This window comes from Shewanella fidelis ATCC BAA-318, assembly GCF_000518605.1.
Lineage (GTDB): Bacteria > Pseudomonadota > Gammaproteobacteria > Enterobacterales > Shewanellaceae > Shewanella > Shewanella fidelis.
Map to the genome: position 1 here is coordinate 25,701 of NZ_KI912460.1, position 14,155 is coordinate 39,855.

General features: G+C 41.7%; 13 protein-coding genes. 4 read left to right on the forward strand and 9 right to left on the reverse strand.

The window, feature by feature from the left end; translation table 11 throughout:
* The first annotated feature begins 1 nt into the window (after window position 1).
* On the forward strand, window positions 2-766 hold the full coding sequence (locus L884_RS0117925) for a thiazole synthase (protein WP_028768782.1): 765 nt from the start codon (window positions 2-4) through the stop codon (window positions 764-766).
* Window positions 759-1,910 carry a 2-iminoacetate synthase ThiH gene (gene thiH / locus L884_RS0117930; protein WP_051435686.1) on the forward strand — a complete coding sequence of 384 codons (1,152 nt, stop codon included), beginning with the start codon at window positions 759-761 and terminating at the stop codon, window positions 1,908-1,910. Before L884_RS0117925 ends, thiH begins: the two co-directional genes overlap by 8 nt.
* Window positions 1,911-1,954: 44 nt before the next feature.
* On the opposite strand, the gene L884_RS0117935 is transcribed toward thiH, so the two are convergent.
* A complete protein-coding gene (locus L884_RS0117935; RefSeq protein WP_028768784.1) occupies window positions 1,955-2,317 on the reverse strand; it encodes a response regulator in 363 nt (120 codons plus the stop codon).
* A 215-nt stretch (window positions 2,318-2,532) separates the two neighbouring features.
* Between L884_RS0117935 and L884_RS0117940 the strand changes: the two genes are divergently transcribed.
* Window positions 2,533-2,784: a hypothetical protein gene (locus tag L884_RS0117940; protein ID WP_028768785.1), complete on the forward strand. Its 252-nt coding sequence runs from the start codon at window positions 2,533-2,535 to the stop codon at window positions 2,782-2,784.
* A 151-nt stretch (window positions 2,785-2,935) separates the two neighbouring features.
* Window positions 2,936-5,374: an ATP-binding protein gene (locus L884_RS0117945; RefSeq protein ID WP_028768786.1), complete on the forward strand. Its 2,439-nt coding sequence runs from the start codon at window positions 2,936-2,938 to the stop codon at window positions 5,372-5,374.
* Between the two features lie 3 nt (window positions 5,375-5,377).
* Here L884_RS0117945 and L884_RS0117950 read toward each other — a convergent pair whose 3' ends face one another.
* The 8 genes from L884_RS0117950 to cmoA all read right to left on the reverse strand — a co-directional run bounded on the left by L884_RS0117950 (window position 5,378) and on the right by cmoA (window position 14,072).
* A complete protein-coding gene (locus tag L884_RS0117950; RefSeq protein ID WP_028768787.1) occupies window positions 5,378-6,271 on the reverse strand; it encodes a LysR family transcriptional regulator in 894 nt (297 codons plus the stop codon).
* A 76-nt stretch (window positions 6,272-6,347) separates the two neighbouring features.
* Entirely contained in the window at window positions 6,348-7,433 is a 1,086-nt protein-coding gene (locus L884_RS0117955; RefSeq protein WP_028768788.1) for a DUF3541 domain-containing protein, read from the reverse strand.
* Window positions 7,378-9,117 carry a M3 family metallopeptidase gene (locus L884_RS0117960; RefSeq protein ID WP_245603164.1) on the reverse strand — a complete coding sequence of 580 codons (1,740 nt, stop codon included), beginning with the start codon at window positions 9,115-9,117 and terminating at the stop codon, window positions 7,378-7,380. Before L884_RS0117960 ends, L884_RS0117955 begins: the two co-directional genes overlap by 56 nt.
* Window positions 9,104-10,054 (reverse strand): alpha-L-glutamate ligase-like protein, encoded by a 951-nt coding sequence (locus L884_RS0117965; protein WP_028768790.1) that lies wholly within the window; start codon window positions 10,052-10,054, stop codon window positions 9,104-9,106. Before L884_RS0117965 ends, L884_RS0117960 begins: the two co-directional genes overlap by 14 nt.
* A complete protein-coding gene (locus L884_RS0117970; RefSeq protein ID WP_028768791.1) occupies window positions 10,054-11,562 on the reverse strand; it encodes a UUP1 family membrane protein in 1,509 nt (502 codons plus the stop codon). Before L884_RS0117970 ends, L884_RS0117965 begins: the two co-directional genes overlap by 1 nt.
* A gap of 11 nt (window positions 11,563-11,573) precedes the next feature.
* A complete protein-coding gene (locus L884_RS0117975) occupies window positions 11,574-12,329 on the reverse strand; it encodes an ATP-dependent zinc protease family protein (RefSeq protein ID WP_028768792.1) in 756 nt (251 codons plus the stop codon).
* Window positions 12,330-12,351: 22 nt separating this feature from the next.
* Window positions 12,352-13,344: a tRNA 5-methoxyuridine(34)/uridine 5-oxyacetic acid(34) synthase CmoB gene (gene cmoB, locus L884_RS0117980; RefSeq protein WP_028768793.1), complete on the reverse strand. Its 993-nt coding sequence runs from the start codon at window positions 13,342-13,344 to the stop codon at window positions 12,352-12,354.
* Window positions 13,341-14,072 carry a carboxy-S-adenosyl-L-methionine synthase CmoA gene (gene cmoA, locus L884_RS0117985; protein ID WP_028768794.1) on the reverse strand — a complete coding sequence of 244 codons (732 nt, stop codon included), beginning with the start codon at window positions 14,070-14,072 and terminating at the stop codon, window positions 13,341-13,343. Before cmoA ends, cmoB begins: the two co-directional genes overlap by 4 nt.
* Window positions 14,073-14,155: the final 83 nt, after the last annotated feature.

The window sequence follows — 14,155 nt, forward strand, 5'->3', positions numbered from 1 at the left end:
TATGTTAACCATAGCAGATCATCAATTTCAGTCACGTTTGTTTACCGGTACTGGCAAATTTGCACAATCAGATCTCATGTTAGCCGCGATAGCGGCATCTGAGTCACAACTAGTGACTTTGGCGGTAAAGCGCCTCGATTTAAATACCGGCAGCGACAATATATTGCAGCCACTGCGTGATAGTGGGGTTAAGTTACTGCCCAATACCGCTGGTGCAAGAAACGTTAAGGAAGCGATTTTTGCTGCCCATCTCGCTAAAGAGATGCTAGGTACAAATTGGGTTAAGCTAGAAATTCATCCCGACCCTAAGTATTTAATGCCTGATCCCATTGAAACACTGGAGGCCGCGCGAATTTTATGTGAGCAAGGCTATGTGGTACTGCCTTATGTGCATGCTGATCCTGTGCTATGCCGTCGCCTTGAAGAGGTTGGCTGCGCAGCGGTGATGCCGCTAGGAAGCCCTATTGGATCAAATCAGGGTTTAGCGACTGAAACATTTTTAAAAATTATCATCGAACAAGCCAATGTGCCTGTGATTGTCGATGCGGGTATTGGTGCGCCGTCACAAGCGACTCATGCAATGGAGCTTGGCGCTGATGCTGTGCTAGTCAACACTGCAATCGCTAGCAGCGCAGATCCAGTTGCTATGGGGCATTGTTTTGCACAAGCGGTCAATACGGGTAGACAAGCCTATCTTGCTGGTTTAGGTGCAGTGAGTCATCAAGCGCACAATACTAGCCCATTAACGGGTTTTCTAAATGAATAATCCAGATGCAAAAAGCGCCGAACAACAAACGGTAACTAAGAGTTTTGTTGACGTATTTAAGCAGTTATCCCTTAGCGATTTGAAGCTTAAGCTGTATTCATCAACAGCAGAGGATGTTGAAAGAGCGCTACTGAAGCCGACTGGTGATCTAGATAGTTTATTAGCGCTACTGTCGCCTGCTGCAGAGCCTTATTTAGAACAAATGGCGCAGCAATCTGTTGCGCTTACGCGGCAACGATTTGGCGCAAGTATCGGCATGTATATTCCGCTTTATTTGTCAAACTTGTGCGCCAATGAGTGTGATTACTGCGGTTTTACAATGAGCAATAAGATTAAGCGTAAGACGCTGTCACAAAGTGAGATCTTAGATGAAATTAAACCAATAAAGTCGATGGGCTATGATTCGATATTATTGGTTTCCGGTGAACATGAAACTAAAGTTGGCGTGCCATATTTTAAACAAATGCTGCCGTTAATTCGCCAACATTTTAGCTATGTTGCGATGGAAGTACAGCCGTTAGAGGAGCAAGACTACCGGGAGCTGGTTGCTGAAGGGCTTGATGCTGTAATGCTATACCAAGAAACCTATAACCCGCTAACTTACAAAGCGCACCATACTCGAGGTAAGAAAAGTGACTTTGCTTATCGGCTTGAGTCACCTGATAGAGTAGCTAGGGCTGGGGTCGATAAAATTGGTCTGGGCGTATTGCTTGGTCTTGATGATTGGCGCCTAGACGCCTTGCTAATGGGCCACCATTTAGCCTACCTTGAACGAACTTATTGGCGCAGTCGCTTTAGTATTTCTTTACCAAGATTAAGACCATGTACTGGCGGTGTTGCACCTAAAGTGGAGCTTACTGATAAAGGCCTAGTGCAAATGATTTGCGCTTTTAGACTTTTTAATCAGCAGCTAGAAATTAGTTTATCGACTAGAGAAACACCAAAGCTACGGGATAACTTATTTGCACTTGGAGTGACTAATGTGAGTGCAGGGAGTTCGACTCAGCCCGGTGGTTACGTTGAGCCAAATACTGAGCTCGATCAATTTGAGATAAGTGATGAGCGTAGCCCCGATTTAGTCGCAAATGCTATGTTAGCGCGTGGTTTAAATCCAGTATGGAAAGATTGGGAGACGGGTTGGTAGTTTAGCGATTGTTTATAGCAGATGAGAATGAGAAAAAGCTGTCACTATTGACAGCTTTTTAAAACCTTAAACACTTCAGCTGGGTTAATCGGCTTACCAATATAACCACTCGCGCCTAATCTTAGCCCCAAGTTTTGATCTGATTCTTCAACTAAGCCACTGACAATAATCACAGGTATTGTCGTGGTTAGTGGATTATCTTTGAGATCTTTTAGTACTTGATAACCGTTTTTACCGGGCATCATAATATCTAAAAAAATGCAGTCGGGTTTTTGAATTGTAGAGATATCAATGACATCTAAGCCTGAGTTTACGGTGGTTACTTGATAATCATCGCCTAGAATCGACAATAGAAGGCTTGAGCAAAATGGGTCATCATCTACGATAAGTATTCTTACTTTTTCCATATTGGTGCCCCTTTCAATATATCGGTATTATGCGTTATTTTTATTGGATTAGGCTATCATTTTCATATAGCAAAGGCTATTTCTAACGCTTTTGTTATTGTAGTAAAGATAACCACAATTTGGTCGATTATTGTATGTTTTTAATAGTAATTAACTATACATCTATCGCTGGATGGTTGATAATTTGAACACCTCTATTCATAAAGGTACAGGATATGCAGATCCCACCGAGTATTATTTCAGGCCAAAATGGTTTTCAAGCGGCGCAGTCTGATTTAACCCAAGCAACCATTGATGTTGCTGGTGTGAGTCAATCTACCAGTGGCACCACAGTCAGTAATACAGGTGCTACAACTGTTGAAGCATTAGTTGATGCCAATCTCGCCGTTACCCAAGCACAAGCATCTGCCGAAGTGATTCAAACATCATCAGATATGATCGGTAGCTTAATTGATATAACAGTGTGACTCGATTTATTGCTAAAGGCATTCATTAGAACGCCTTTTTTGTTTTTGCCCTTTAAAGCCAATCCGTTACTCGACTAATTGGCTGTAATCTGGAGGAATATTGGTTTTTAGCCTATTGTTAGCTGATTAAAGGACTTGAGAGCAATACAGTATGGCTAAACAAGGACGTTGGTCTATTAAACAGTTTTTAATCGCGGGTAGCGCTGCAATTCTTCTATTGCTCATCGTTAATGTACTACTCACACAATACGTCTTTGAAACAAAAGCTAATTTGCTCAAAATTGAGACTAAAGTGCTTGAGTCAGCTAAAACCCTATTAATGATCCGCCGTAACGAAAAAGACTTTATAAGCCGCTTCGACGCCAAATATATCAAGCAAGTTGAACAGCAGAATAAATTGTTGGTTAAACAACTGGTTGAAATTGAACAGTTGCTAAATCGAAGCTCGCTTGAGGTGTCATTTAATAGCCAACAAGCCATGAATGAGCTCGATAATTATCAGGTAGCGTTTACACATTTATCTGATGAGATTTATAGGTTACATGGAACAAGTACAAGGCTCGGCTTACTGCAGCAGTTTGAGCATAATGCTAAGCAGTTACAGTTATTTGTTAATCAAGCAAATCAACCTAAGATATTTAATTTAATTATTATAAATCAATCAACTATATTTGATTATTTTAATAGTTTTGAGGATGAATTATTACTAAAAATAGAGCAAGAGTTTGATGAATTGGAGCAGCTCATTAAACAGGCGGTTTCGCCAAATCAGTCACTTCAACAAGCGTTCAATGTCTTTAGGCTGTCATTTTTTACACTACAACAATCAATGCAGAAAAGAGGTTATACAGAGCAGTTAGGCTACCACGGTGCATTAAGGGAAAATGCCCACAATGTTGAAAATAATTTAAAGGCGCTGTTCGAAACAGTCCCAGTTAAAGTAGAAAAAAATATCGCAGCTCTCGTGTTGCTTCAGGCTATCAGTGAGGCGCTACTTGTTTTATCTATTATTGCGATTCTAGGCTATATCTATGTATCAATTACAAAAATGGAAACCGGATTAATCAATGCTCGTCAGAAGGAGCAGCGTGCTAACCGCGCAAAAAGTGCATTTTTAGCCAATATGTCCCATGAGATCAGAACGCCGTTAAATGGCATTATCGGCATGACAGAGATCTTAAATGACTCCAAATTATCAGCGCCCCAAAAAGACTACTTAAGTACCATAAACTCCTCTTCGCAAACTTTGCTGATGCTTATAAATGATATTTTAGACCTGTCTAAAATTGAGTCGGGACATCTAGAGATCTGTCCTCATACTTGTGCAGTAAAAGAAGTTATTTACGATACCGCCGCATTAATTGCGCCTAAAGCTCAACAAAAAAATATCTGCGTTGATATCGTGATTGATGAGTCTATCCCTAATTATATTCGGGCTGATGAGCAGAAATTGCGTCAAGTATTGATGAACTTAGCCTCTAATGCGATAAAGTTTACCGCGAGTGGGCAGGTACTATTTACTATGAAGAGCCAGTTGCAAACACCTGATTCAATTAAGATATTGTTTTCAGTTAAAGATACTGGGGTTGGCATCGAGGCTGATAAGCATCAACATATTTTTGAAGAATTTAAGCAGGAAGCCGCCAATACCGCGGTTAATTTTGGCGGCACAGGCCTAGGTCTATCAATCTCTAGCAAAATAGTCAGTATGATGGGAGGCCAAATAGGTTTGAACTCGGCAAAGGGCGAGGGCAGTGAGTTCTATTTTTCATTAGTTTTTGACATAAAAACCAGTGAGGTGCAATTAGTAGCCAAACGCAGTACGCAGGTTGTATACAGCGCTCTGACACCAAGTCCATTGCTGATCCAAAACTTAACCGGCTTTGGATACCCGTTATCTGTTGTTTGCTCTACAAATGATATCGAAATCGAGTTATCGCAATCGGCGCTGATAATTTTACATGCTGAAGACGTTGCCGATATGACAATGTTGGCGAAGATAGCTGCTCGCTATAATAAAGTGCCGATTTTGATTGCTAGAGCGAATCATTGCGATAAAAAAGAGTTTGGCGATCTGGTGGCGGGTTATATTACCTTGCCCCTGCTCGGTGTGCGTTTAGACAATTTATTGCAATCAGTAACACAACAATTTGCACGGGAGCCGAGTGGGGTTGACAATAACTCAGGGCTTGGCATTAGTTCAGCAGCTCAACAATCTAAACTGGTGTTAGTGGTTGAAGACAACAAAGTAAATCAAAAAGTGGTTTCGTTAAATCTAGATAAATTGAACTTGGCCTACGTTATTGCAAATGATGGGCAAGAAGCGTTAGAGCAATATAAAAAGCATCAAGGGAAATTTTCGGTTATTTTGATGGATTGCATGATGCCGGTTATGGATGGGTTTGAAGCGACTAAGGCGATTCGGAATTTCGAGAGGCAGGCTGCTGCTCAAGCCGTGCCAATCATTGCTTTAACCGCTTCTATTTTAGATGACGATATTCAGAAATGTTTTGACTCAGGCATGGATGATTACTTGCCTAAGCCATTTAAACGCGAAGTCTTGGTCGATAAACTGGCTAAATTACATTAAGGCTTAACCAACTTGATGACGCTGTTTAATCAGCGTTTCAAGAAGTTGACTTGCTGGGCCTTGTTTATCCCGGTTGGGGATCACTAAGCTTAATGTCGCTTGGCGTTTACTTGCCCCTTTGAGCTGCAATCTAGTGAGTTGTTGCAGTTCAAGCTCGTCGGTTAATAGGTTTTGCGGGATCCAGCAAAAGCCAATGCCTTTTCGCAGTATCGTCATTGCTTCATGAAAGTTACTGACTGTCCAGCGTTGTTCGGCTTTCAGCCAACCAAGATCAGTATTTGGCACTAATGCCGTATCTTTGATGACAATTTGAAGATGTTGAGCTAAGGTTTGCTCATCCTCAATAATCCCCATTTTTGCTAATGGATGTTCAGGATGGCAGACGAGTATAAAGTCAATATCGACTAATGGCTCAGCTAGCTGACCTTTTGGCGCAGCGCCGCCACAAATAGCAAGATCAACACTTTGTTGTTCAATTAACTCTGCTGTACCTGTAAGCACACTATCAATAATAGTCACTCTCGTGCCTCGACTTTGTGGAAGAAACTCACTGAGAGCGTCGACAAGGTGTTCCATAGGATAGATTATTTCACGGGCAATAGTTAATGTGGGCTCCCAGCCAGTTTCAAGATTCGTTGCGAGTGCTTCTAATTCATTCACTGACTGTGTGATATGCCTAGAACGCCGTAATAAGACCTCACCACATTCAGTTAAGTAGGCTTTACGCCCTTTAACTTCAAGTAGTTGTACTCCCAATTGCGACTGTAGTTTGGCTACTGCATGGTTTAGCGAAGATTGGCTTTTATTTAGCTTTTCTGCTGCCTGTGAATAGCCACCGTAATCGACTACAGCTTGAAGAATACGCCATTGTTCTAGCGTTGATTTTGCTCTATCCATTTTTAATGCCTGAAAAAAGACGTAATTATTAAGAGCCCGATAACGGGCTCTTTGAGGGGGAGTTAACTTTAGCTTGTTACTTTTTAATCGGTGTGACCTGTTTTGGTAAGTACTTTTTGGTTGCTTTTAATTCAGCCAAATACGGCCCTTTATGCAACTTTTCAGGCCAATCAAGTAGCATCATTGCAAGTACGTTTCTATGTTCGCCAATGACAAGATCCGGGTTGCCTCTTGGCGACAAAATGATTTGCTCTTTTACGTCGAAGGCATTAATGATGTGCTGTTGGGTTTTTTTCACCACCGGATTGTCAGCTTGACCAGCGAGCAAAAAGCTTATCCCAACTTCAGCGATAATATCGTCAGTGGCGTCTTTTAAAATACGGTCAATATTGCGCTCGAAGTGGTTTAAGATCCAGGCAAACTCTTTTGCATCGACATTGTGCTGGTAATATTCACTGGCTGCAAAAATAAAGTGAGTCATGCCGTACAGCTTATTGCGATACTGCTTTTTATTTAACTTGCTATCTTTACTATCAGGATAGACATCGATAAAAGCTTGTTTGTAGTCGGCTAGGTAATCACCTACGCCAATTTGTTTTGCCCAATATACGTAGTTAATCAGTTGTGCAGCCCAAGTTTCAATCATGGCCTTGTCGGTTAACCCAGTTTTTAAATCCGCTTTTTTAAGGGCTGAAGTCAGTTTGTCATGACAGGGGCCGGTGAAACCGAACTCATCGATTCGACTTGAGAAGCGCAGTAATACATCGGTGTAGAAAATAAATTCAGGGAAGGGCTGCAACGCCTTTTTACGAGCTTTGGCTCTTGGGCCTTTACCTAAAACAGAAATAGCTTGCTCTGCTTGCTCAGTAATAAATCCCGGCTTATCGAGATTACAAGCATAAAACGCTTGTGCTTCGGTCACAGCGTATAAATCAACAAGTGCTGCATTGGCATATTTGTCATCGCCAGTCATACGATATTGGCGTATACCGTAGTGACCTTGTACACGAGGAGGTAATTCGAACAGGTGGGTTTCAAGGTTGTTCTTTATGCCTTGATAAACTTCAGCCTTAGTTGACTCTGTAACAGCAAGGTCGGCGGCAAAACTATTGGCGCAAAAAAGTGCAGCGGCGAGGGTGCTGATCTTGATGATTGAAGACATATTGAGTCCTTTTGATGAGTGAGTCATTGGTAATTGGCTCCCCTAATAATAATTGCAATCGAGTGGCTAGATCGCTGGCAGTTTCATTTACCACTAAGTAGTTGAAAATACTTTGTTGATTTTGACAGCCTTTAGTTGCTAGGTAAACCGCTGTAGCGACAGCTTGCTGCCATATAGTTTGATAATATAGTGGCCCTTGATACACGATACCGCTAAAACTGTATGCTGAATCAGTAATATTATCCCAGCTTTTTCCAAATGCTAAAGTAAACTCGCTATTTAAATCAAAGCGGTTGCCATTATCGGGCGCCATATAAGTGTTAAACGCGACTTTAGCTCGAAAAACCTGAAGCTGAACTGAATAGCGCTGCAATATGGCTTCTTTGCTATCGGGCATTGGTGTAGGAAGTAATTGCGCTTTAAGCCAAGTCTGCAACCATAGTTGGTCAATTTTGGCACTATCTTGGGTCTCGCCAAGCGTGTTATTTAAGTAGAATTTGTCACCTCTGCCAAGCTGACTGATAATGTTTGCGATGGCCTCAATAGCTCTGTTTTGTTGACTATAACGGTTTAAGTTCTCAGGCAGTGACAACTCAAATTGACCAAATTGCTGGCCAACGACGCTGTGGCGGATCGCTTTCGCTTTGGCTCTATTGCCTTGGTTGAGATAAATTTCGCCGAGTAGTCTTCCTTCATGGTAAACACGGTAGAGCTTGTTATTGACCTTGGAAAAGCTAATTGCAAATGTGGTTAATGTTTTAGCCACTTGCTCTAACCACATTGTTGAACTGTAAGCTGTCACTGGGGTAGAGTTTGATTGCGCCAATTTACGGCCTAAATCCCAAGGCGCAATATTTATAGCCTGAGTTTGATTGTGTAAAAACTGTATCACAGCGCTAGGCGTTGAAAGCCATTGCTGGCTGGTTATTTGCTCAACATAATCATTAAAGCCCGCCTGCGTTGCTTGCAGCGCTCTAAGTTCTGTTATCTGGTTTAATACCGTTTGGTTTTTTACCGATGCCCGTCCTTGATAGGCTTGCCATACGTGTTTTCTACAAAGTTCATCTGGCTGATTAATCAGATAATTAGCTAAGGTGTCATCAAATGTTTTAGCTTGTTTTTGCCCCATTTGGTCGACATTTACTGTCTCGGGATTAATTTGACACTTTTCACCAGTAAAGTTAATGCTTAACGCTTGGCTGGCGATACCTTGTTTAAATGCTGCTTGCGCAGTGTGCAATTGCGCTTTGTGATAAGGTTTTTCAGTATTTTGAGCAAGTCTATTTAGGCGTTGAATAAGTGCTTGGATATTAGGATCTTTGCTTGCAGCTAAGTTGAATCGAAGCGATTGAAACTTTGCTGATTTAAAAAATAGCGCGAGCTCGTCGGCTAAATATAGCTGACACTGTAAAACACGTTCTCTATCTGCATAAGTGAGCGGAAATTGACGATAGTATTTGAGTCTATCGTTGATATTAAAGAAACCAATTAAATTACGTTCAAACTGAATTGCTTGCTGAGTTGGACTATTGGCTAAGTCATTATTAATTGGGAATTGATAGCTTAGGCATTGTTCAACGAGAAGGGGAATTGGCGATACGGCAGCATAAGCTGCCGTATTAACGCAAAATAGCAAGTACAATATAGGCTGTAATAGCCACTTTCGACAATCAGCTATTGGCACTGAAATGGATTTTTGCGTAAGCCACACGTTCTTCGACTGTCATGTTATGGTTGCCCATTTTTTCCACATGACGAAGGTTCGGCAAAATACCACGGCCGTTAGCGATTTGTATTGCCAAACCAGGACGTGCATTTAATTCAAGTAAAAGCGGTCCCTTATTTTTATCTAATACCATATCGGTACCAAGATAACCTAACTCCGACATTTCATAAGCCATTGAAGCTGTGTGCAATAACGTATCCCATTGAGGGACTTGTATCGAAATAAGCTCCTTTTTGGTGTCAGGGTGTAGGTCGATAGGTTGGTCAAACTGCACCGCATGTAAGCCTTTACCTGTTGCAATATCAATCCCAACGCCAACGGCACCTTGGTGTAAATTGGCTTTGCCGTCAGATGCTGCAGTAGAAAGGCGTAACATGCCCATAATAGGAAAGCCTTTAAAAATGATCAGACGGATATCAGGTACTCCTTCATAGGAATAGCCATCAAAAACGGGATCAAATTGAATTAAGCCTTCTACAATCGCGACATCTGGCTTGCCGCCTAAAGAAAACAGGCCACTCAAAATGTTCGATACATGGCGATCGACCTCTGAGGGGGTCACTTCCTGTCCATTAGGTTTATAGTAGCGTCCATTTTCGACTTTGGTCACTACCAAAATGCCTTTACCGCCAGAACCTTTAGAAGGTTTAATTACAAAACCATCTGTGTTGTCAACCATACCGGGGATCTCTGCAATACCATGTTGCTCTGATACGGTACCAATTAAATCTGGCACGGCGATGTTATTCGCCAGTGCTAACTGTTTAGTGGTTAACTTGTCATCGACTCGCTTATAAAACTTACGCGGATTATATCGACCGATATAGTCGATATTGCGCTTGTTCATGCAAAGAACGCCGTTGCGTCGTAAAGTTGCTGGATTTGCTAGGAACATTATTTGTCTCCAGCTAGTGGCTTGAAGCGTTTTAATTCAAGCAAGCGATACCCTGTGTATTGGCCCATCAACAGAACTAATGCCAAAATGACCAAATGAATACCTAAGAAGTTAAATACCCAATGTTGTACCCAGCTAGCACTCATAGCAAGATAAGCAAGTGTTGCAACAAATAGGCTGCCGCCACCTTGAACGATTACTTCTTTAGGGCCTTCTTCTTCCCAAAGAATAGACATTCTCTCAATGGTCCATGCCAAGATGATCATCGGGAAGAAAGTAATGGTTAAGCCTTCGCTTAAACCAAACTTATAAGACAGCAAGGTAAATAATCCGATAATACCTATCACAACAATAATAACTGCCGAGATCCGTGATATGAGCAATAGGTTGAGATCCGAGAGATATGAGCGGATCATCAAGCCAAATGCAACAATTAACAGGAAGCCAATTAAACCAGTAAACAGTGTGGTTTGAATAAAGGCGAGGGCAATAAGCACTGGCATGAAAGTACCGGAAGTTTTAATACCGATAAGTACGCGCAGAAATACCACCATTAATACGCCAATTGGGATAAGTAAAATCCCTTTAAATAGACTTTGCTCTTCAAGTGGTAATTGATATAGCGAAAAATCTAACGCATTGTCATTTTTCATTACATCAATTGCCGTTGCCAACGCTGAGCGCGTATCTTGCAACATTGAGAAGTTAACCTGAGAATTTACTCCACCAATCACATCAAGCACAGATGTGCCTGAACGATCCCATAAAAGTAGATTTTCAGGTCGGCCTTGGCTGCCTTCTTCTGCGTTAAATAAATGCCATTGGCCGTCATTATAAACTTCAACGAAAGTCGACAACTGTTGTCTACGGCGCTGATCTTCTAAATAAAGACCGCTGACTTCTTTTGCTGGAATACCTTTGCTATGCAGCATACGAATAAACAGTTGGCTCGGAGAGTTACCGGTCAGCAGTAGTTCAATATTTTGGCTACGTTCGTTGGCATTTAGCTCTTTATTCAGTTGTTGAGCAAAAGAAAGGTTGGTGGCGCTTTTTGACCAGACTTCATCAATAGTTTGTTCAGCTGCCGCTTGCTCTGTAGCAGGCCAAGTATATGCTGTAGGAATTTGTGGTTCTTTATCAGCTAAAAGTTTATCTTGCCCAGTAGGGATAAGGGTAACTTTATAATAAAGATCTTGCTTACCACTGGCACTGCGAATAGACCAAATGGCACGACGATCTATTGCATTGTTGGTGATGGTCAAGCCGTAGCCGGGTGAGGTCGCGTTCTCAACTAAAATTTCGTAGGCAGGATCTTCCGGCAATGAAAATGACACTTCAGCAGGTTCGCCAGTACCACGAAAACTGACTTTGGCATCAACTGCCCAGCTTTGAACTTGCTTGCCAGGTAAAAAAGGCACGCTATGTTCAATACCGCGATAAACACTGGCGGCGATACCGGTAATAAACAGTAAGGCGACTAAAATATAAAAGGGTTTTCTAGAATGCATTTGCAATTATCCTATTTATTTTCTTTAGACGGTTTAGCGTCTTGTTTTTTTCCGTGGATAAAGGTTTGTCCAACATCGACAACGGCAATATCTTGCATAAACTTGCGGCCAAGCAATAGTGGATATTCAAGGTGGCTACGATCACTGAGGTTTAAATCGGTTTCAGCTTTGTATTCACCAATTTCTAAGTGAGCATGGATAACAGGACGACGATCACTTTTATCTTCAGCATCTTGTTTAATACGCACAAATCGTTCAACTTTCGATTCAAAAGTTTTCGCAGGTTGTTGTTTACCTTGAGTGAAAACATCAAATCGAACCCACTGACTACCGTCTCTTTCAAATAGAATAATGTTGCGAGCATCAAGAGATGATGATTCTGCACCAGTGTCGATACGGGTTTCGAAGCTAGCTTTCACTTCATCGATATAAACATGCTCAACCGCACCTAGCATAAATTTGTCACCAATCGGTGAAGGAGGGCACTGAACTGGGGCTACAACAGGTACAACCGCAGGTTCTGGCTTAACATTGATGTCAGCTACCTTGGCATTGAGGTCGTCAATTTTGGCGGTTAATGCTGCAAAGCCTGCAGATTGGGCTTCATCGCATTGGTTAATTGCAGCGATAAGCTTGGTTTCTTGTTTTGTTAAACTGGCATCAAGCGCAGTAGCATCAACTGGAATTGGTGCATTCTTGTCGTTAGTCGTTGCACAGCCGCCAAGTGCGGTTGCGATTGCGGCAATACAAATTATCTGCTTGAACATAGTGCTTCCCATTTACTATTTGCTAGATTAAGTCTTTGTTTGGCTGATTTTTAGTTGCGATAATTGTCGCTCTTTTTGGTGCCGGGTAACCTTCAATTGTTAGGCTAACATCATTAGGGTCTAAATAATCAACTAATGATTCATTTGGCATCCATTTTGTGCGTCTTTGTTCTGCAAGTGAAGTGACATCAACATCAACACAACGAATATCGGTAAAGTCACACTTCTTTAGCCACAGCATGAGTGCTGCTACTGACGGCAAAAACCAAACATTGTTCATTTTACCGTAACGGTCACTCGGAACTAGAACGGTATTTTCATCACCGTCTACAACCAAGGTTTCAAGTACCAGCTCACCGCCTGTACGTAATTGATCTCTTAATTGATAAATATGATCGATTGGTGAGCGGCGGTGGTACAGCACACCCATTGAGAATACGGTATCAAAAGCGTCTAAAGGTGGTAGATCTTCAATCCCAATAGGTAAGAAGTGTACTGGTTGTTCGTTACCAGCTAAGCGTTTAACCGCCTCAAACTGACACATAAATAGCGGGGATGGATCGATACCCACCACGTGTTTAGCCCCTTCTCCCAACATACGCCACATGTGATAGCCACTGCCGCAACCAACATCAAGGACGGTACGATTAGCTAATGGAGAAATATGAGGGACAACGCGATCCCACTTCCAATCAGAGCGCCATTCGGTATCGATTTCAACGCCATGTAACGAGTAAGGGCCTTTACGCCAAGGTTTGAAAATGCTTAACAGGTTTTCGAGCTTTTCTCTTTCACCTTCGCTGAGCTGTTCACCTGAACCGATCTTGACACTGGTCTTAAAGTCAATGAGATCTGCTTCTGGATAGTTCAGCTTATTAAGCACCTTTTCCCATTTAGGTAATGAGCCGTGTTTATGTTCACGTTGCCATTGACCAAGGATAGCAGGCAAAGTTTCTAGCCAATGTTGCAGGCTTGAATCTGAAATTTGTTTGTAAAATGAGCTGAAGCTAATCACTTAATTGCCACCATTGATGCAAAATTAAAACATTGGAACCATACGCTGAACTGCCCAAATCCTTGAGCTCGAATTCTTGCTTCGTGCTCGATTAGGGTATCAGGCTTCATGACATTTTCGAGTGAACTACGCTTTTGGCTTATTTCTAACTCACTGTAACCATTTGCTCTTTTAAAATCGAGATGTAAGTCATCTAATGTGCTTTGAATTTTATCTTCTTTAAAATATAACTTTTCAGAAAGGACTAATAATCCGCCAGGAACCAGTCCCTGATAAATATTACGCAGTAGATTTTCACGGTCGCTAGGCGCTAGAAATTGCATGGTAAAATTAAGTACAACAAGTGATGCATTTTCAATTTTGATATCTCTAATATCACCACAAATTAATTCTACAGGTGTCTCGCTTACGTATGCGGCGAGATTTTCATGACAGCGCTCGATCATGGACTCACTGTTGTCAATGGCGACAATTTGGCAATTACGTCCTTCAACACGGCGACGAATACTTAATGTTGCCGCACCTAATGAGCAGCCTAAATCATATATTTTTGTGTTTGGTGTAGCGTATTTATCTGCTAGATCACCAATAGTATTAATAATTTGTCCATAGCCGGGAACAGAGCGTCTAATCATGTCATTAAAGACACCCGCGACTTTGTCATCGAATTGAAAATCGCTGACATGTTTATATGGCTTGGCAAAAAGATTATCTTGTGAAGAGTTCATGTGATCAGATCGTGGAAGTTCAACTCTTTATTCTAGCTAAACATATCCGTTAGCAGCAAGGCTAGCACTGGAAATTCCCTATA